The following is a 19,872-nucleotide window of genomic DNA, read 5'->3' as shown; positions in this document are numbered from 1 at the left end:
GCTCCCATCGTGCCGGTCCGTTCGCGACGTCTGGGCAAGAGGTTGGAGAAGATGGAAACAATGCAGGCCCTGGTGAAGAAGGAAGCCAGGCCCGGTCTGTGGCTCGAGCGAGTCCCCGTCCCGCGGATCGGGATCAACGATGTGCTGATCAAGATCCTCCGGACCGGCATTTGCGGTACGGATGTGCACATCTACGAGTGGGATGCCTGGGCGCAGAAAACGATCCCGGTCCCCATGGTGGTCGGGCACGAATTCGTCGGCGAGATCGTCGAGGTCGGGTCGAACGTCACGGACTTCCACGTCGGCGAGATCGTCAGCGGCGAGGGGCACGTGGTCTGCGGTCGGTGCCGGAACTGCCTGGCCGGGCGGCGGCACCTCTGCAAGGACACGAAGGGCGTCGGCGTCAACCGGCCCGGGGCGTTCGCCGAATTCCTGGCGCTGCCGATGACCAACGTGTGGGTGCACGACCCCCACATCCCGCGGGACGTGCAGTCGATCTTCGACCCGTTCGGCAACGCGGTCCACACGGCGCTCCAGTTCGACGTGCTCGGCGAGGACGTGCTGATCACCGGGGCGGGGCCGATCGGCGTGATGGCGGCGGCCATCGTGAAGCATGCCGGGGCCCGCCACGTCGTGGTGACCGACGTCAACCCGTATCGCCTGGAGCTGGCCCGGAAGCTCGGCGCGACGCTCGCCGTCGACGTCCGCGAACACTCCATCGCCGCCGCCCAGGAGCGGCTCGGCATGAAGGAGGGGTTCGACGTCGGGCTCGAGATGTCGGGCAATCCGGCCGCCTTCCGCGACCTGCTGGCGAACATGTGCCACGGCGGCAAGATCGCCATGCTGGGCATCCCCACCCAGGACATCTCGATCAACTGGCACACCGTGGTCTTCAACATGCTCACCATCAAGGGCATCTACGGCCGCGAGATGTACGAGACCTGGTACAAGATGACCGTGATGCTCCAGTCCGGCCTCGACATCGCGCCGGTGATCACCCACCGCTTCTCCTTCGAGGACTTCCAGAAGGGATTCGACGTCATGCGTTCCGGCCAATCCGGGAAGGTCGTCCTGACCTGGAACGAAGGCTGAGGAACGGGGGCTTCGGAGAAGGGGCGAGGGGCGAGGAGGACGGAAGGAACGGTCGGAAAATCGTCCGTGCCGTCAACCGCCCCGCATCCGTCCTGGGCCCCGTCAAACCCATGACGATCCCCCCGTCCTCCTCGCCCCTCGTCCCTCGCCCCTCGCCCCAATTCCGAATCCCCTTTTCACAGCCACTGGAATCTTGGAGAACTCGATGTACGGGACGCTGAAAGGCCATCTGCAGGGCCAGCTCGACGAGATCAAGGGGGCGGGGCTCTGGAAGGGCGAGCGCGTGATCACGACGCCCCAGCGGGCCCACGTCGGCGTCAAGGGCCGCAATGATGTCCTGAACATGTGCGCGAACAATTACCTGGGGCTGGCGGATCATCCCGAGGTCGTCGCGGCCGCTCGCGGGGCCCTCGACCGTTGGGGCAACGGCATGGCGTCGGTCCGGTTCATCTGCGGCACCCAGGAGCCGCACAAGGAGCTGGAGGCCGCCATCTCGTCGTTCCTGGGGACCGAGGACACGATCCTCTACTCCTCCTGCTGGGACGCCAACGGCGGCCTGTTCGAGACGATACTCGGGCCGGACGACGCGGTCATCTCCGACGAGCTGAATCACGCCTCGATCATCGACGGGATCCGCCTCTGCAAGGCGAAGCGGCTGCGGTATCGAAACAATGACCTCGCCGACCTCGAGGCGAAGCTGAAGGAGGCGGCCCCGGCGCGGTTCCGCCTGATCGCCACCGACGGCGTCTTCTCGATGGATGGGATCATCGCGAACCTCGCCGGGATCTGCGACCTGGCGGAGAAGCACGACGCGATCGTGATGGTGGACGATTCTCACGCGGTCGGGTTCATGGGCAAGCACGGTCGCGGGACTCACGAGCACTGCGGGGTCATGGGGCGGGTGGACATCCTCACCGGGACCCTCGGCAAGGCGCTCGGCGGGGCCAGCGGCGGCTACACGAGCGGGCCGGCCGAGGTCATCGGCCTGCTCCGCCAGCGTTCGCGGCCGTACCTCTTCTCGAACGCGGTCGCGCCCCCGATCCTGGAGGCCTCGATGAAGGCCATCGAGATCTGCCGGCGGTCGACCGAGCTGCGCGATCGGCTCGAGCAGAACACCCGCTTCTTCCGCGAGGAGATGACCCGCCGCAAGTTCAACATCATCCCGGGCGAGCATCCGATCACGCCGATCATGATCGGCGACGCCGCGTTGGCGGGGAAGTTCGCGGAGAAGCTGCTGGAGCGCGGGGTCTACGCCATCGGCTTCTCGTATCCGGTAGTCCCCCACGGCAAGGCCCGCGTCCGCGTCCAGGTCTCCGCCGCCCATTCGCGGGAGGACCTGGAATTCGCCATCGAGTCGTTCACCGCGGCTCGGGCGGACCTGGAAGCCTGATCGCCCCGCGCGGTCCCTCGATCGTTAGGCCTTCCGCGCGAAGACGATCCAACCTCCGGCCCGGATGCTCGGCATCAGCCAGGGGCGTTCGATCTCGCGATAGGATACGTCCTCGAGCGGGATGACCTCGTCGATCCGGAAGCCGGCGAGGCGGAGCTCCCGACGGAGCTCGCCCCAGCGATAGAGGTGCACCTCCATCCCCGGGATGCCGCGGTAGGTCATCCGTCTATCGCCCAGCTCGGATCGGCCTCGCAGGGTATCGATGAGCTGGGAGATCAGCCAGGACCGCCCCTGGGGATCGCGGAGATTGAGCCACAGGTTGTGGACGTGGATCGCGAGCCGTCCCCCGGGCCGCAGGATCCGGGCCGCCTCGTGCATCGCACGCCGCCGCGCGGCCTTGCCCCGGATCATGCCCAGGGTGCTGAACATCGACAGGGCGACGTCGAACGTCGCGTCGGGGAAGCAGGCCAGGCGGCAGAGGTTGGCGCGGACGGCTTGCAGCTCCACGCCCAGGTCCTCGGCCTTTCGCTGCACGATCTCGAGCATGGGACGGGACAGGTCGACCGCGGTCACGTCGAATCCGCGGCCGGCGAACCGGAGGGCATGCCGGCCGGAGCCGCAGCCCAGGTCGATGAGCCGTCCGGGGATGTCGAGCCGGCCGTCGAGGATCCGCATGTCGGCCTCGAAGAGGGGATGTCCGGCGAAGTAGGCATCCTCCTCCACGGCCAGCCTGGGCGTGTGGAGATACTCCCAGAGGGAGACGTTCACCCCCTCCGGCATCCTCCACGCGGGCGGTATGCGTTCGATCGGCATGGCAGGGACTCCCGCGGCCGGGCGGTGCGCGAGGGCGTCAGCCCGGCGGCGGCGTCGCCAGGATGACGGCGGATCGAGGCGTCAGGTCCAGGTGGAGGGCGCCCTGCTCGACCTTGCAGGTCACGCCGGGCCTGCCGGGCGCCTCGAAGGGCGTGCCCTCGGCGACGAGGCTGCCGGCGGGGACCGAGAGCCTCTGGTGACGCGTCGACGCGTTGAACGCGACCACCACGGCCTCGCCATCGAGCTGCCGGGCGTGGACGAACAGGTCCCCCTCCGCGTGGAGGATCCGGTAGCTACCCCGCCGCAGGGCGGGACGCGCGTGACGGAGCGCGATCAGGCGCTGGAACTCGTGGAGCAGGTCCGTGTCCCAGGTGTCCGTGCGGTGCCACGGGAAGGCGCCCCGATTGAACGGGTCGTGGCCGCCGCTCATGCCGATCTCGTCCCCATAGTAGATCGACGGCGCGCCCGGATAGGTCATCTGGAAGGTGGTCGCCAGCTTCAGGGCCGAGACGTCGCCCTGCGCCAGCGTGACGAACCGGGCCATGTCGTGGCTGCTCAGCAAGTTCAGCATCACGGCGTTGATCTCCGGGGCGTAGAGCCCTCGGAGCCGCTCGATCGACGCCCGAAAGGCCTCCGCGCCCGGCGGCCCGGCGGGATAGAGGCTTGTCGGCCGTAGCTCCTTTTCATCGACCCGTTCGCCGATGAAGAAGGCGACGCAGGCCTTCGTGATCTGGTAGTTCATGACCGCGTCCCACATGTCCCCCTGGAGCCACCGCTGGGAGTCGGTCCAGACCTCGCCGACGATGTACGCCTCCGGGTTCCCGGCCCGGATCCGTCGGCGGAACTCGCGCCAGAATGAGTCGTCGTCGATCTCGTTGGCGACGTCCAGCCGCCAGCCGTCGATGCCCCGGTCGATCCAGTGGCGGCCGATCCCCCAGAGGAATTCGCGGACGGCCGGGCTTCCGGTGTTGAACTTCGGCAGCGCCGGCAGGTTCCACCAGGCCCCGTAGTTCGGCCGCTTCTCCGTGTCGTAGGCGTTGAGCGGGAACCCCTTGATGTGGAACCAATCCAGGTAGGCGGAGTTGGGGCCGTTCTCCATGATGTCGTGGAACGGGAAGAACCCCCGGCTGGCGTGGTTGAAGACCCCGTCCAGGACGACGCGGATATTCCGCGCATGGGCCTCCTTCAGCAGCCGGTCGAGGGCGGCGTTCCCGCCCAGCATCGGATCGACCTTCTCGTAGTCGTGGGTGTGGTAGCGGTGGTTGGAGGCGGACTGGAAGATGGGGGTGAAGTAGACGGCGTTGACGCCCAGGTCCTGGAGGTAATCCAGGTGCTCGATGACCCCGATCAGGTCACCGCCCTGGTAGCCGTGGTAGGTCGGCGGGGCGCCCCATTCGTCGAGGTGACCCGGCTTGGGGACCGCAACGCTGCGGGCGAATCGATCCGGGAAGATCTGGTAGAAGACGGCGTCGCGGACCCATTCCGGTGTCTCAGGCTGCACGAGTCGGATACTCCCATCGCGGATGCCGGGGAAGACGCTCAGCCGACGGCGACCTTGAGCCAGTAGATCTGCTGGCGGTCTCCGCGGATCCGCAGGTCCTCCAGGAACGGGTCGAGGGTCAGCTTGACCGTCCCCTTGACCCGCGCCTTGTCGTTGAGGCGGACTTCGATCTTCCGCTTGAAGTCGATGATGCGGGGGCTCACCCAGATGTCGATCCGCGTGACCCCCGCGGCGCGGACGTTCACGAGGTTGCCGACGGCGCTCGTCTTGTACTTGATGGTCGCGGGGCTGAGGTTCTGGCCGAGCATCTCAACCGCCTCCGGCGCCGTCGATCTCCCCGCGGCGAAGTCGCGGATGACCGCGCCGTAGAAGCGGTTGTCGCAGGACCGGGCGCTCGCCACGTCGAACGACTTGGGATACGGATCGCGGCGGTGCCGATCGGTCCAGTCGAGGATGGCCGGGATCTCCTCGGGCAGTTCCTCCAGGCCCCGGTGGACGTACTCGGAGTAGGTCACGTCCCAGGCCTTGAGGATCAGCGGCTTCAGGTAGTTGCCGAAGACGATCTCGTTGGCGGCCGGCGCGAGGTCGCCGATCGCGAAGTAGAGGGGGAGACGCTCGTGGTGCGGCAGGTAGCGCGGCACATACTTCGCCGGGAAGCCGGAGAGTACCGCGACGCCCGCGAACAGGTCTGGATGCCCGAGCGCGACGTCCCAGGCCATCGTCCCGCCCTGGAGCTGCCCGGCCACGAAGACCCGGTCGCTGTCCACGGCGTATCGCTTGCGGGCGTCCCGCAACGCGATCTCGACGGCCGCATGCTCGGCGGGCGAGAACTGGTACTCCGAGGACTCTCCGGCCGTCGCATACTCCGGCACCAGCAGGATGTATCCGCGCCGGGCCGCCTCCGCCGTCCAGGCGTCGACCGCCGACTTGGGGCCGGTGCCAGAATGGAGCACGACGAGCGTCGGGTAGGAGCGGAGCGGATGATACTCCGGGGGCAGGACGATCGTGTACTCGGTGGGCTCCTGGTCCTCGCCGGCCTCGATCTTGTGGCCGATCCGCTTCTCCGCCTCGGCGGAGGGGTTGTAGAGCGGCGGCGGCATGAGCTGGACGATCCGGGTGGCCAGCTCGAGCTTTCGATAGCCCTCGGCCGCGCCCTCCGAGGCCGGCCAGTCCAGGTCCTCGAGCCTGGCGACGATCCCCTCGCGCGACGCCGCGTCGGCGGAGCCCAGGTAGTCCCGGATCAGGTCGCGGGCCTTCCAGAGGACATCCGCCGCCTTCAGGTCGGGGCCGGCCATGTCGCTGCCGGCGACGAATCCCGACAGGGCCAGGGCGAACAGCTCCGCATCGGTCGAGCTCGCGGCCGCCTTCGCCTTCCGCCAGGCCAGGAAACGGTCGCGGACGGCGTCCGGCGCCTGGTCGAGGGCTCGGTTGACCTCGATCACCCGCTTCCGCCAGGTCCCCCGATCCACGATCGGCAGCTTCGACTCCAGGCGGTTGATCTCGGCGGCGATCGACTGATCGGCGGCGCGTTGGTCGTCGTCCTGGCGGATCAGGTCCCGGACCTCCAGCAGGAGCTCGGTGCCGATCGCCTTGTCCGTGAAGGTCCGGAGCAGCGCCGCCGCCCGTTTCGGCTGCTGGGCCTTCTTCCGCGTCTCGACGTCGGATCGCCGCTGCGTCGCCTCGGCCTGGATCATGAACGTCTTGGCGCCGGAGGCCCGTTCCGCCAGGTCGGTCTTGGGGAACTCCTTGACGAGCTTGTCGAGCTCGGCCTTGGCCTCGGGATACCAGCCGGCATCCATGAAGAAGCGGACGACGCGCTCGCGCTCCGCCTGGTTGGTCTGCTCGACCTTGTTGAGCAGCCCGGTGACGACTTCCCGCGGGACCTGGGACGTGGCGACCTGGCCGAGCCAGAAGTTGTCCACCCCCCGAAACCGCGACACGTGGGGACCGATCTCGATGATCGCCTGTTCCATGGCGACCGGCCGGCTCGTCGGCGAGGCCTGGAACCGGAAGTCCCGCCGCCCGCGCTCGTTCCAGGCGCCGGCCTGGATGCTCGTCACGTTCTTGGGCATGGCCCCGGCGTGGACGCTCAGCGGCTGGACGAGCGTGAACTTCTCGCCGGTCCGGAACGCATTGTCGCCGACGATGTGGTCGATCCGCGAGTCCCGGAGGACCGTCTTCTTGAGCCCGTCCCAGAGGAAGACGAGGGTGTTGTCCTTGTCGGGCGCCCCCTGGCTCCGGTAGACGATCCCGTTCTTGAGATAGATCGTGTCGGCGCGGCCGCTGGCGGCGATCTGGAAGCTCAGTCCGCCGAGGAGGGCCGCCGCCAGGGCCGCCGACTGTCCGGGCCTGAATCTGTCTCGCACGGGCTTCCCCTCCTCCGGGACGTCTCGTCCCCTCGCACGTCCTCGACGGCCGGCGCACGACTCGACTTGACTCGGTGGGTCGTGCGGGTTGTCGCGGGTGCTCTCGGTTCCCTCTCGCTGAAACAGTCTACACTTCGAACTCGCGGCCATTGCAGGCCAATTCGCCGAGACATCCCGCGGCCCTCGGAGTGCGGGGCGGGGGTGTGGCGTGCCCGGCATCCGACGCGTAACCTGGGATCCACGGGACCGGAAAGGTCCTCCCGACGCCCGGCCACCAGGACCACGACCATGGCGGAGACGACGCTCAGGTTCCGTTGCTATCGCTGCAAGCAGTTGATCGGCGCCTCCTCGCGGAAGGTGGGGACCGCCGTCGAATGCCCCCGATGCAAGACCGAGCTCGTGGTCCCCGAGCCCGACGATGCCCCCGCCCCCGAGGCCCGGGGCGGGGCCGAGCCGTCGCTCATGGACCAGATCGTCGCGGCGATCCCCGACGACCTGGCGTCGATCCGGCCCGAGGACATCCGGGCGGAAGGCGAGTTCGCCAACCTCATCGTCACGTCTCCCGAGCCTTCTCCCGCGGCCGCCGAGGCCCCGGGAGGCCCCCGCCGGGAGCGGGACGGACGTTCCGCCGAGGAGCCTCTCCGGTTCGAGATCCCCGTCCCGGTCCCCCCCGAGCTCGCACCGGTGGACGAGGTCCTGGTCGCCGCCTTGCCTTCGATCGCGATCGATTCGCCCTCCCTCCGGCGGCAAGATCCGGACTACCCGCCCGTTCGCGAGGTCGTCCTCCAGCCGGCGACCGTCCTGGCCTGGTCGCTCCTGGTGCTGATGGCCGTGCCGATGGCGTTCATCGCGGGGCTCCTGATGGGACACTTCATCTGGCGGTGACCACAAGTTATCGCCGCTCGATGTCCAGGACGCATGGCAAGGCCATTTCATTCGGTCCCCGGCCGTCGCCATCGCGGGTGGAACGCGGGGTCCTCCATCTGCTACGATGGTCGTCCATCGCTTCGTGCCACCGAAATCGAGGTCCTCCATGCGTTCCGACACGATCAAGAAGGGTGACGCACGCGCCGCCCATCGCAGCCTGCTCCGCGCGACCGGCGTGACCGAGCAGGACTGGAACAAGCCCTTCATCGCCGTCTGCAACAGCCACGTGGACATCATCCCGGGCCACGTCCACCTCCAAGCCGTGGGGAACTACGTCAAGGAGTGCATCCGCGCCGCGGGGGGCGTCCCGTTCCTGTTCAACACGATCGGCGTCGACGACGGCATCGCCATGGGGCACGCGGGGATGAAGTACTCGCTCCCCTCCCGCGAGCTGATCGCCGACAGCGTCGAGACCATGATCCAGGGGCACATGTTCGACGGGATGATCTGCATCCCCAACTGCGACAAGATCGTCCCCGGCATGTTCATGGGCGCGATGCGGGTGAACATCCCCACGGTCTTCGTCTCCGGCGGCCCCATGGAGGCCGGCAAGACGGCCAGCGGCAAGACCGTGGACCTGATCGACGCCTTCGTGGCGGGCGCCCAAAAGGCGAACGGCAAGATCACCGAGGAGGAGCTGCTCGAGATCGAGCAGGTCGCCTGCCCGACCTGCGGCAGTTGCTCGGGGATGTTCACGGCCAACAGCATGAACTGCCTGGCCGAGGCCATCGGCATGGCGCTCCCCGGCAACGGCACGATCCTGGCGACCTCGGCCGATCGCAAGCTGCTCTTCGAGCGGGCGGCGAAGCGGGTCGTCGAGCTCGCCGTCGAGTTCGGCCGCAAGGGGGAGGGTCACGGCCTGCTCCCGCGCGAGATCGCCACGGCGGCGGCCTTCGACAACGCCATGGTCCTGGACATGGCCATGGGGGGCAGCACCAACACGGTCCTCCACATCCTGGCCATCGCCCACGAGGCCGGCGTGCCCTTCTCGCTGGAGCGGATCGACGAGCTGAGCAAGAAGACGCCCAATATCTGCAAGGTGAGCCCCTCGAGCCATTACCACATCGAGGACGTGGCCCGCGCGGGCGGGATCCACACCATCCTGGGCGAGGTCGCCCGCGGCTGCCCCGGGCTCCTGGACCTCTCCTGCCGCACGGTCACCGGCAAGAGCCTGGGCGAGAACATCGCGGATTACGACGTGCGGCAAGCGACCGCCGTCACCGCGGCCCGGACCTGGGCCCAGGTCCGCCCCGGCGGCGAGCGGACCAGCCAGGCGTGGACCGTCCCGAGCGTCGCCGCCGAGTCGCGGTCGCAGGCGGCCGGCCTGGCGCTGCTCGACGCGGAGGGGGAGGGCGTGGAACCCGGGCCGCTCGACGGATCCGGCGGGAATGGTGACGGGCAAGGCTCCGGCGACGGCTTCGATCCCTTCGACGTCATCCGGCCGACGGACCGGGCCTACTCGCAGACGGGGGGGCTGACGATGCTCTCCGGGAACCTCGCCCCCAAGGGGGCCGTGGTCAAGACGGCCGGCGTCAGCAAGTCGATGTACAAGCACTCGGGACCCGCCGTGATCTTCGAGAGCGAGATCGACGCCTACAACGGCATCGTCTTCGGCAAGGTGAAGGCCGGCGACGTGATCGTCGTCCGCAATGAAGGGCCGAAGGGCGGGCCGGGCATGCAGGAGATGCTCGCCCCCACGACGGCCATCAAGGCCGTGGGCCTGGACGACAAGTGCGCGCTCGTCACCGACGGCCGCTTTTCCGGCGGCAGCGCGGGGGCCTCGATCGGTCACGTCAGCCCCGAGGCCGCCGTGGGGGGACCGATCGGCCTGATCCGCGACGGCGACCTCATCGAGATCGACATCCCCGCCGGCAAGCTCTCCGTCCGCCTCTCCGATGAGGAGCTCGCCGCCCGCCTCGAGAGCTGGACCCCGCGGCCCAACCCGTTCAAGACCGGCTGGCTGGCCCGCTACGCGAAGATGGCCACCAGCGCCGACACCGGCGCGATCCTGAAATGGGATTGAGCCGCCGGCCCGCCAAGGGGTGAGGGCGACGTCGCGACTCACCCGCCCGAATCCCACCTGGCTTCGTCCCTGAGGCTCCCCCCGGATGGCTCGCAAACGCTCCCGACAGACCCCGAGTCCCGACGTCGCTGCGCCGGTGGCGCGCCCCTCGTTGCCGCCGCCCTCGCAGCGGCCGAAGGGGTATCGCGTGGAACGGCCGACGCTCCCGGGGAAGCCCGAGCCGGCCAGGGAGTCGCCGAGGAAGTCGGACCCGGCCCGCCTCCCGGCCCGGCCGGGTCTCGCCGCGAAGGACCCGGCCGGACCCGGCAAGCTCGGCGTCCCCCGGATCAAGTCCTACGCCGCGGTCGCCGCCCTGACCGCCTCGCTCACGCCGAAGGTCATGAAGGCCGTCCTCGACTCGGGCAAGCGGCTCGAGCCGGCGCTGGCCGCGGCGCTCGAGGGACGCAAGGAGACCTCGTGGAGCCATCGGCGGGTCGCCACCCGGTCGATCTCCGCCCTGCTGCGCTGGTGGGGCTGGATCGAACCCCTCCGGCTGGTGCAGGTGGAGGAGCAGCTCGCGCTGGCCTCGGCGCTGGATTCCACCGAGATCGACGGCTCGGCGCGGATCTGGGCCGAGAAGGCCGGCATACCCCGCACCGCCATGATGGCCGCGGGCGACGCCCCGAACTGGACCGCCCGCGCGGAGGCGCTGAAGCGATGGGTCCAGGGGCGGCCGGTCACGGCCGACCCGTGGCTCCTCTTCCCCGCCTGGCTCCGCGATCAACTCCCGGTGCCGCCCGGCGACACGCCGGCCAAGGGGAAGCGGCTCGCGTTCCTCTTCACCCTCCAGTTGCCCTGCCCGCTTTGGGTCGGCATCCGCGGAGGGACCGAGAAGACCATCTGGAATGAGCTCCGCGAGGCCGGGCTCAAGCCCTGGATTCATCGCCGGTGGACCTCGGCCGCGAAGCTCGATCCGGACACGGACCTCCGCGGCCAGCGGGCCCTTCAGGAGGGGGAGCTCGCCATCGAGGACCTCGCCTCCCAGGCGGTCGGGCGCGTGGCCGACCCCGATCCGGGCGAGCGCTGGTGGGTCGTCCACGGCGGCAACGGCCTGGTCGCGCTCCACCTCGGCTGCCTGATGCAGGGCAAGGGGGCCGTGGTCGCGACCGACGAGAACGAGCCGCGTCTCCGCGCCGCCTCCGTCCGGTTCCGCAAGTTCCCCTGGCGGAACATCGCCGCCAAGTCGTGGGACGGCCGCCACCTGCCCGCCAAGGCCGGCTCGTTCGACGGCGTGATCGTGGAACCCCCCAGCTCCGACGTCGGCTCGTGGCGACGCCATCCCGAGGTCCGCTGGACGGTCCGCAAGGAGGACCTCCCGCGCCTGGTCGAGGCCCAGACCCGGATGCTGGCCACCGCGGCCCCGGCGGTCCGGCCCGGGGGTATCCTGATCTACACGGTCCCCACGGTGACGCTGGCCGAGACGTCCGAGGTCGTCGCGGCATTCCTCCAGTCGCAGCCCGAGTTCCGGCTGGAGGCGTTCCCGCACCCCCTGGAGGATGCCAACACGGGCGGCACGCTTCAGATCTGGCCGCACCTCCACGACTGCGAGGCCCGCTTCATCGCCCGCTTCGTGCGGACGAGCCGGCCCGTCAAGGTCGCGAAGGCTGGGAAGGATCAGGCGGCACCCGCGGAGGAGGCGACGTGAACCGACGATCGCGGAGGTGGTGGCTGCTCACCTTGACGTGCGGCCTGTTCGCCCCGGCGGCCGCTTCCCAGCCCATCGCTCCGGCCGTCCCCCCCGGCGAGGATGGGGGCGCGGCCCAGGTCGTCGCGGACGACGGACGCACCACGATGCTCTGGCCGATCGGCAACCACCAGCGCGGCCGGCTCGTCATCGACGGCCGGCCGGGTAAACCGCTCCTCGCCGAGCTGTCCGTCATCAGCGAGCCCGGTGGGGCAACCAGGACGCCCCTCGAGGGGGTCGACCCCGCCGCGTTCGTCGTCGTCGGCGACCGGAGGGAGCCGGGCGGACGGCCGCCGGGCATGAGCGTGTTCAACACCTTCTTCGACACGCCCGCCAATCGGCCGCATCGATCGTATCGATCGCGACTCGACCTCAAGCGGGTCGAGGTTCGACGCCACGGCCCGCGGGTGACCGTGGCGATCGGCGAGCTCTCGGCCGGTCCCTTCACCGGCGAGTGGCAGATCACGGTCTCGCCCGGTTGCGGCCTGGTCCAGCTCGAAGCCGTGCTCACGACGAGCGAGCCGAGGACGGCCTATCTGTACGATCTCGGCCTGATGGGCGGACCTGAGTCGGCCGGGGAACGGCTGGCGTGGACCGACACCGAGGGGGCCTTCCGGGAGGTCGAGCTCAATCGAGCGGAGCCCGATCGCTCGATCGCCGTTCGGCATCGGGCCGTCGTGCTCTCCGGGTCGAGCGGATCGGTCGCCTGCTTCCCGCCGCCGCACCAGTACTTCTTCCCCCGCGACCTCACGGACAACCAGCAGACGGTCTGGGCCGGGCGGAAGCACCGCTCGCTCGACGATCGGTTCGGGTTCGGCATCCGCCAGACCGAGCGCGGCGGGGGCGCCTACGTCCCCTGGTTCAATGCCCCGCCGGGATCGGCCCAACGGCTCGGCCTGTTCCTTCAGATCTCGCCCGGCGATGCGCGAAACGCCATGGAACGGACGCTCGCGTTCACGAACGGCGACCGCTTCCCGGCGATCCCGGGCCACCGCACGTTCACGAGCCATTTCCACATGGCCATGGCCATGGCCGCGCTCGACCGCAAGGCGAGGGGTTTGCCGCCGGTCGTGCCCGACTGCGTGGGGATGTTCCGCGAGATGGGGGTGGAGATGGTCCACCTGGCCGAGTTCCACGGCGACGGCCATCCCCGCGACCCGGGCCCGCGCCGGCTCCAGGAGCTGCGGGCGATGTTCGACGAGTGCCGGCGACTCTCCGGCGACGGTTTCCTGATGATCCCCGGGGAAGAAGCCAACGTGCACCTGGGACTCCCCGCGCCGGGCCGCGACGCGGGCCACTGGCTTTATCTCTTCCCCCGGCCGGTCGCTTGGATCATGAGCCGGTCGCCGGGCCAGCCGTTCGTCGAGCCGCATCCCGACTTCGGCAAGCTCTACCGGGTCGGCGATCGGGCGGACATGCTCCGGCTCCTGGAAACCGAGCGGGGACTGGCGTGGACCGCCCACGCGCGGATCAAGGCCTCGAGCTGGACCCCGGACATCTTCCGGAAGGAGGACTTCTTCACCTCCGATCGGTGGCTGGGCGCGGCCTGGAAGGCCATGCCGGCCGACCTGTCGGACGACCGCCTGGGCCGTCGAGTCCTCGACCTGCTGGACGACATGGCGAACTGGGGAAATCGAAAGCAGGTCCTCGGCGAGGTGGACGTGTTCAAGCTCGACCACACCCATGAGCTCTACGGCCACATGAACGTGAATTACGTCCGCCTGGACCGCGTCCCGCGCTTCGAGGAGGGCTGGGCGCCCTTGCTGGACGCCCTTCGGGGAGGACGCTTCTTCGTGACGACCGGGGAGGTCCTCGTCCCCGAGTTCTCGATCTCCGGGGGCGAGTCGGGCTCGACGGTTCGGCTCGCCGCGGATGGCAGGGCCGCCCTCCACGCGACCGTCCGCGGCACCTTCCCTCTCGCCTTCGCGGAGGTCGTCTCCGGGGATGGCGACGCGGTTCACCGGCAACGGATCGACCTGTCCGACGTGCCCGCCTTCGCGATGCGGACCCTCGAAGTCCCCTTGAGCCTGGCCGGCCGACGCTGGGCCAGGCTGGAAGTCTGGGATATCGCTCGCAACGGCGCCTTCACCCAGCCCGTCTGGATCGAGTAGCCATGCCGCCGAGCCGCGGACTTCCCCCTTTCCTGGAGGACGGCGCGCGAGCCCCAATGGGTTCCGGGGTGTCGGGGTTGGCGAGACCGGTAGAATTCATGGTTCGCCGGGAGGAATGAGGCGCCGGAACAAGCAGGAGCCAGGAATGGATGGGGAGATTGATGCTGCGTCGGGGGATGACGGCAAGGGAAGCAAGGATGAGCCGGCCCCCATCCCTCGCCGCAGGCAGGTGACGGTCGCGCTGATGGTCGCGATGATGGTCACGGCGATGGAGCAGCTTGTGGTCTCGCCGGCCATGCCCACCATCATCGCCCAGCTTCGCGGGTTCGAGATCTATCCGTGGGTCATCTCGGCCTATCTCCTCGCCTCCACCGTCAGCACGCCCATCTACGGCAAGCTCGCCGACCTCTTCGGCCGCAAGCGGGTGCTCCTCTTCGGCCTCGGGATGTTCTCGGTGGGCTCGATGCTCTCCGGAACCTCCCAGACCATGGGGCAACTCATCGCCATGCGGACGCTCCAGGGGCTGGGCGCGGGGGCCGTCGGCCCGATCGTGCTCACCCTGCTGGGAGACCTCTTCACGCTCCGGGAACGGGCCCGGATCCAGGGCCTCTTCAGCGCGGTCTGGGGACTATCGAGCATCGGCGGGCCGGTCATCGGCGGCTGGCTGACGATGCAGATGAGCTGGCGCTGGGTCTTCTTCGTGAGCGTCCCGTTCGCGGCCGTGGCGATGCTGATGCTGGTGGTCTGCCTCCACGAGAAGGTGGAGCGCCGGGTCGTGGCGCCCATCGACTGGGCCGGGGCGGGGCTGCTGACGGCCGGGCTGTCGACCCTCCTGCTGATCGTCCTCGACGGCTCCGCGCTCGGCCTGCGGGCCGACCTCCTGCTCGGGGTCCTGACGGCGGTCCTCCTGGTCGGGTTCGTCTTCCGCGAGCTGCGTGCGGAGGATCCGATCCTGCCGATGGACCTGATGGTCCGGCCCGTGATCGCGGCGTCGCTGGTCGGCAACTTCCTGGTCGGCGGCATCCTCTTCGGCCTCGAGACGTTCGTCCCGCTGTTCATCCAGGGCGTGCGCGGGGGGAGCCCGGGCGAGGCGGGCTCGGCACTGACACCCCTCTTCCTGGCGTGGGCGATCAGCGTCGCCTTCGCCGCGAAGGCGACGGTGCGATGGGGGTTCCGCCGCGGCGGCATGATCGGCGCCGTGATGATCGGCCTCGGATTGCTCGGGCTGGTCGCCGGCTCGCTCGACCCGCGCTGGACGCGATTCGCGTTCACGGCGGCGCTGGCGGCGGTCGGGACGGGGATGGGCCTGACCTCGCTGAGCTTCATCCTGGCGGTGCAGCACGCCGTGTCGTGGGGCCAGCGTGGGGTGGCGACCGGGGCGGCCATCTTCTTCCGGACGATCGGTGGCGCGATCGGGGTCGGCGTGCTCGGCGCGGCCCTGGCCTGGAGGCTCGGCCGGCTCCTCGCCGCCGCCGGGGCCGGGGGCATCGACGTGGCCGTGGTCCTGCGCCCGGACGACCACCATACGATCCCGGCGGAGAGCCTCGCGGCCGTCCAGGCGGCGCTCGGACAGTCGCTCTCGGCCGTCTACGTGCTGATCGCGACCCTGGGCCTGGGAACCCTGATCTGCGCCGCGGGCCTGCCCGGCCGCGGGGCCGCGCAGGCCGATGGCACGGCCGATGAGGCCATCGAGGAAGAGTCCCTCGAAGGAGGCTTCGCGGCGGCCGCCTCGGAGCTCTAGGAACCCACCATCGGGGCCCGCGCTGGTCTCTTCCCCGCCTTCCGGACGCCGAGTAGGATGTTGCCGTCGGGACGACCCCACGAACACCGAGAGGCCGCATCATGCGACGACGACGGCGCCTGGACTTCACGAGGGTCCTCCTCACGACGCTGGTCGTGGGGCTGGGCACGGGCTGGGGATATCGCGAGCTGGCCCACGCCCGCGAGCGGGCGGGCGTCCTGACCTCCCGGACGATCACCGTGGATCAGGTGCCGATGAAGGTGTACGAGGACCAGGGGAAGCCGGTCGGTCAGATCGGCCTGTATACCGAGGGCGAATCGCCGCGGACCGCCTCCCTGGTCACCGGCCGATTCGTCGTCGATCCGGGCAAGTCGCCCCACGCCCCGCACGTCCACGAGGATGAGGAAGTCCTGATCGTGGCCTCGGGCGTGGGGGAGATCCTCTGCGACGGCAAGGCCACGAAGGTCGGGCCCGGCTCGGTGATGTACTCGACGCCGAACGTGCCGCACGGGATCAACAACACCGGCGCGGAGCCGCTGACCTTCTACTTCATCAAGTGGCTGCCCAAGGGCGGCGGGACCACGCACTGATTCGATCGCGGGGAGCCAGGATATTCATGAGGACCGCTCGGACTCCCGTTCACTGCCTCATGCTCGCCGTCTTCCTCGGGGCCGCCGGCTGCGGGGGCCCGGGCGACTCGGGACCCGGCCGGGGGGGCGCTCCTCCATCCGCCGCGTCGGCCCGGATCGGCGCGGTGCTGCCGATGTTCAGCCACCCCTTCTTCCTCGCCCAGAAGAAGGGGCTGGAGGATAAGGCGAAGGAGCTCGGCCTCGAGATCGACGTCCGGGACGGCCAGGACGACGACGTCAAGCAGATCGGCCAGGTCGAGACGCTGATCAACCTCGGCTGCAAGGCCCTGATCCTCTGCCCCCGCGACGAGGACGCGCTGGTCCCGGCGGTCGAGGCGGCCAATCGAGCCGGCGTGCCCGTCATCGCCCTCAATCGCCGGATCAACGGCGGCACCGTCCTCTCGTACGTCGGGGCGGACGATTCCGAGGGGGGAATCCTCCAGGGTGAAGGGGTCGTTCAGGCGCTCGGCGCGGAGGGCGGGAAGATCATCTACCTCGAGGGGACCGAGGGCTCGAGCCCGCAACGGAAGCGGAGCGAGGGGCTGATGGCCATCCTCAAGACCCACCCCGAGGTCGTCATCGCCGACCGCCGCTTCGCCGGCTTCCAGGAGGACCGGGCCAAGGGGGTCATGACCGACCTGGTCCGCCGGTTCTCTCCCGGCGAGATCCGAGCCGTCGTCGCCCAGTCGGACGAGATGGCGCTCCCCGCCGCGGAGGTGATCCGCAGCGAGGGCTGGAAGGACGTCCCCGTCTTCGGCTTCGACGGCAGCCACACGGCCTTCGAGGCCGTGAAGGACGGCCGCCTCAGGGCGACCGTCCTCCAGGACCCGTACGAGCAGGGGGCGAAGGCCATGGAGACCCTGGCGGCCCACCTCAAGGGCCACAAGCCCGACCCCGAGGTGATCACCCCGTTGCGTCTGATCACGAAGGCCAACGTGGATCGATTCAAGCCGGCCTATTGAGGGGCCGAGGGACGTCCCGGGACGTCCGCGCCGTCCCCCCGACGTCAACGGCCGCGACCGTGGCCGAAGCTCCCGTGAGGCCCGCCGGGCCGAAACCCGCCTCCGGGCCCGAAACCGCCGCCGGGCCCGCCCAGGATCAGGTCGAGCTGAGCGGACTGGCCGGGGTAGCTGGTGGTTGAGCGGCCCAGGTTCGTCAGGTCGGTCTGGATGGCCGTCTGGTCGTTGGCGATGGCCGTCAGCTCGGTGGTCGTCGCGTTCAGGCCCTTCGCGACGGTGACGAAGTCATTGTAGGCGGTGGTCACCAGCGCGGCCTGATCGGTTGTGAGCGCGGCGCCCGAGGCGCCGGAGAAGGCCGCGGTGAACGAGGCCTGGATGGTCGCCGCATTGGCATCGTAGGACCCATCGGCGATGTCCGTGAGCAGGGTCGTCGCCACCGCCTGGAGGGCCGTCCGATCCACGTTCACGCTCGCGTTGCGGAGGGCGGCGAAGTCGCTGTTGAGCGCCTGCCGCTGGCTGTCGGTGACGGACGAACCGGAATAGACGGCCTTGACGTCGGTCTGGAGCTGCTTCAGGTCGGTCGCGAGCTGGGCGTTCTGGGTGGCCGATCCGGTGTGCGTCGAACTCGTCGTGGACGTCGACGTGGTCGTGCGATGGGCCGCGGCGACCCGCGACGCGACCTGGGCGTGGGCCCCGAAATGCGAGAGTGCGATCCGCTCCTCCAGCGGGGCGAGCGTCGGGGCTGCGCGCCGCAACACGGCGACGGGGCTGCGACGATTCGGCTTCAGGGCGGCAAGGAACGTGGGGACGATTCCGCGGCGGTGGCTCAAGAGAGGCTCCTTTCGCGGCCGCGCGTACGCGAATCCGAAGCCCCGGGCGATCAACCCCGCGCCTCGATGATCCGCGGCGACCTTTGGTGATGGAAAATCCGGGGGTGCGACGCTCAAGGGGCGTGACGGGGCCGTGGGCAAGCCGATCGCGGCCGCATCGCCTCGTGCCCCGTCATCGAAACGGAATTTCCATGGCCCGGCGCGCGCAAAATCCCGCGGAAGGATCGCGATCGATCGCGACGCCGGAAGGGTCCGCGGAGCGGTGGGTCGTCCGGGAGGTAGGTCTCAGCCTCAGGAGCGTCTTCCGCGGCGATGGCGGCAGGGAATTCCTGGCGGGGATCGAAAGAGGCCGGCCCGGTCGACGCGCCGGCCCCGTGTCGGGACACACGACGATCACTCCGGCGGTGGCCCGCCGGGAGGGGGACCGCCCGGGCCTCCTCGCCCGCCGGGCCCGCCGGGACCCATCCGCATCTGGCGGAGCGTCTTCGCTTGCTCCTCCGTGAGGATCTTCGCCAGTCGCGAATCGACCTCCTTCTGCAGCTCGTCGAGCTGCTTCGCCTGCTCCGCCGTGAGCCTGAGTCTCTGGCGAAGCGGGGCGGGAACGACCTCACCCGGGCGGGGCATCGTCGTGGGGCCGCCGGGGCCCGGGCCGGGGCCGGAGTCCGGCGAGCTCCCGCGGTCGCCCGCCGCCTCCTTCGCGGCGAGATCGAGGAGCTCCTTCCGCGTCACGGTCCCATCCTTGTCGGCGTCGGCCCGCGCGAAGAGGCGGTGAAGGCGCGTGTCGGTGACCTCCGCCCGGGACAGCTTTCCGTCCCTGTCCTTGTCGAAGCCCAGCATCCGGTCCGCGAAGGTCTCCGCGGACTCCGGAGGTGTCTGGGGGAAGCCCGGAAGGCCCTGGCCCATGGTGGCGGCGAACCCGCACAAAAGCCCACATGTTATCATGATCCGAGAGAGGAAGCGCATGAATGCCCTCGATGGGTCGATGGGGTGGAAGATGGCGGCGCGGGTCGAATCAGGACCGGTTGCCGGCCTTCTCGTCCGGGGTCCGTCCCAGGATCAGGTCGTGCCGGGCGGACCATTCGCCGAGCTTCGAGCCCTCGACTCGCGTCCAATCCGCCATGGTCAGCTCGCGCTCGATGGGGCCGCCGACGGATCGGACGACCTGGTCCACGGCGTTGCCGCCATGGCCGGCGATGTTGATCTGGCTGACGAGGACCTCGCGGTCCCCGCGCTTGACCTTCACGTGAATGTGAGGGGCGGGGCGGCCGGGGTAGGGGACGGGCTTGATCGTCCGGAAGCGGTATTCGCCCGTCGATCCCGTCGTGAACCGGCCGAATCCCTGGAAGTTCCTGTCCGGCTTGCTCCTGGTCGTGCTCAGGTCGGCCGTGTGATGGTAGACCTGGTTGGCGTCGCACTGCCAGATCTCGACGGTCATGTTCGACAGGGGATTGCCGCGCGGGTCCAGGATCCGGCCGGTCAGGTGGGTGATCTCGCCGACGGCCGGAGTGAGGTTGTCGCCCAGGATGATCAGGTCGTTGTCCGTGTCGAGGGGGAGATGGTCGGGATAGAACGGTCCCTCGGTCATCGGCGGCGTGCGGAAGAGCTCGTCGGCGAAGGCACCCGGCGTGTCGAAGAAACAACGGAGACCCGCCAGCCCCGCCATGCCGGTCGCCGCTCGACCCAGGAAATGACGACGGCTGGGAGTTTTCGGCCGTGATGGATTGGACATGGGCGGGCGGCTCCTTGATGAGAGGGTTCGAGAGGAGG

General features: G+C 69.6%; 15 protein-coding genes. 9 read left to right on the top strand and 6 right to left on the bottom strand.

The window, feature by feature from the left end:
• Positions 1-60: 60 nt before the first annotated feature.
• Together tdh and G6O54_RS20065 are read left to right on the top strand one after the other, a co-directional pair.
• Positions 61-1,092 (top strand): L-threonine 3-dehydrogenase, encoded by a 1,032-nt coding sequence (gene tdh / locus G6O54_RS20070; protein ID WP_165227456.1) that lies wholly within the window; start codon positions 61-63, stop codon positions 1,090-1,092.
• Positions 1,093-1,297: 205 nt separating this feature from the next.
• Positions 1,298-2,482 carry a glycine C-acetyltransferase gene (locus G6O54_RS20065; protein ID WP_165227444.1) on the top strand — a complete coding sequence of 395 codons (1,185 nt, stop codon included), beginning with the start codon at positions 1,298-1,300 and terminating at the stop codon, positions 2,480-2,482.
• 24 nt (positions 2,483-2,506) lie between these two features.
• Here G6O54_RS20065 and G6O54_RS20060 read toward each other — a convergent pair whose 3' ends face one another.
• Genes G6O54_RS20060 through G6O54_RS20050 form a run of 3 tightly spaced genes read right to left on the bottom strand, consistent with a single transcriptional unit; the run spans position 2,507 to position 7,162 of the window.
• Positions 2,507-3,295: a class I SAM-dependent methyltransferase gene (locus G6O54_RS20060; protein ID WP_165227443.1), complete on the bottom strand. Its 789-nt coding sequence runs from the start codon at positions 3,293-3,295 to the stop codon at positions 2,507-2,509.
• 37 nt (positions 3,296-3,332) lie between these two features.
• Complete coding sequence (locus G6O54_RS20055) at positions 3,333-4,796, bottom strand: glycoside hydrolase family 13 protein (RefSeq protein WP_165227442.1); 1,464 nt, start codon at positions 4,794-4,796, stop codon at positions 3,333-3,335.
• 38 nt (positions 4,797-4,834) lie between these two features.
• Positions 4,835-7,162, bottom strand: a complete 2,328-nt coding sequence (locus G6O54_RS20050; RefSeq protein WP_165227441.1) for a carboxylesterase family protein — start codon at positions 7,160-7,162, stop codon at positions 4,835-4,837.
• 288 nt (positions 7,163-7,450) lie between these two features.
• On the opposite strand from G6O54_RS20050, the gene G6O54_RS20045 reads away from it, so the two are divergent.
• The 7 genes from G6O54_RS20045 (at position 7,451) to G6O54_RS20015 (ending at position 17,278) form a co-directional block, all read left to right on the top strand.
• Positions 7,451-8,047: a hypothetical protein gene (locus tag G6O54_RS20045; protein WP_165227440.1), complete on the top strand. Its 597-nt coding sequence runs from the start codon at positions 7,451-7,453 to the stop codon at positions 8,045-8,047.
• Between the two features lie 148 nt (positions 8,048-8,195).
• Positions 8,196-10,112 (top strand): dihydroxy-acid dehydratase, encoded by a 1,917-nt coding sequence (gene ilvD / locus G6O54_RS20040; RefSeq protein WP_250846993.1) that lies wholly within the window; start codon positions 8,196-8,198, stop codon positions 10,110-10,112.
• Between the two features lie 187 nt (positions 10,113-10,299).
• The gene (locus tag G6O54_RS20035; protein ID WP_165227439.1) at positions 10,300-11,796 is read left to right on the top strand and encodes an RsmB/NOP family class I SAM-dependent RNA methyltransferase; all 1,497 of its coding nucleotides are present in this window, start codon (positions 10,300-10,302) and stop codon (positions 11,794-11,796) included.
• A complete protein-coding gene (locus G6O54_RS20030; protein ID WP_165227438.1) occupies positions 11,793-13,946 on the top strand; it encodes a CehA/McbA family metallohydrolase domain-containing protein in 2,154 nt (717 codons plus the stop codon). The genes G6O54_RS20035 and G6O54_RS20030 overlap by 4 nt, the downstream gene beginning before the upstream one ends.
• A gap of 145 nt (positions 13,947-14,091) precedes the next feature.
• Complete coding sequence (locus G6O54_RS20025) at positions 14,092-15,687, top strand: MFS transporter (RefSeq protein WP_165227437.1); 1,596 nt, start codon at positions 14,092-14,094, stop codon at positions 15,685-15,687.
• Between the two features lie 101 nt (positions 15,688-15,788).
• Positions 15,789-16,277: a cupin domain-containing protein gene (locus G6O54_RS20020; protein WP_165227436.1), complete on the top strand. Its 489-nt coding sequence runs from the start codon at positions 15,789-15,791 to the stop codon at positions 16,275-16,277.
• Between the two features lie 26 nt (positions 16,278-16,303).
• Entirely contained in the window at positions 16,304-17,278 is a 975-nt protein-coding gene (locus G6O54_RS20015) for a sugar ABC transporter substrate-binding protein (protein WP_165227435.1), read from the top strand.
• A 44-nt stretch (positions 17,279-17,322) separates the two neighbouring features.
• Here the strand turns inward: G6O54_RS20015 and G6O54_RS37380 are convergent, their stop codons facing one another.
• The 3 genes from G6O54_RS37380 to G6O54_RS20000 form a co-directional block, all read right to left on the bottom strand.
• On the bottom strand, positions 17,323-18,105 hold the full coding sequence (locus G6O54_RS37380) for a hypothetical protein (RefSeq protein ID WP_205678931.1): 783 nt from the start codon (positions 18,103-18,105) through the stop codon (positions 17,323-17,325).
• A gap of 393 nt (positions 18,106-18,498) precedes the next feature.
• The gene (locus G6O54_RS20005; RefSeq protein WP_250846992.1) at positions 18,499-19,008 is read right to left on the bottom strand and encodes an EF-hand domain-containing protein; all 510 of its coding nucleotides are present in this window, start codon (positions 19,006-19,008) and stop codon (positions 18,499-18,501) included.
• A 109-nt stretch (positions 19,009-19,117) separates the two neighbouring features.
• Positions 19,118-19,834, bottom strand: a complete 717-nt coding sequence (locus tag G6O54_RS20000; protein WP_165227434.1) for a dioxygenase family protein — start codon at positions 19,832-19,834, stop codon at positions 19,118-19,120.
• Positions 19,835-19,872: the final 38 nt, after the last annotated feature.

Source organism: Aquisphaera insulae (genome assembly GCF_011064615.1).
Taxonomy (GTDB): domain Bacteria; phylum Planctomycetota; class Planctomycetia; order Isosphaerales; family Isosphaeraceae; genus Aquisphaera; species Aquisphaera insulae.
This window is presented reverse-complemented; position numbering and strand designations above follow the sequence as displayed.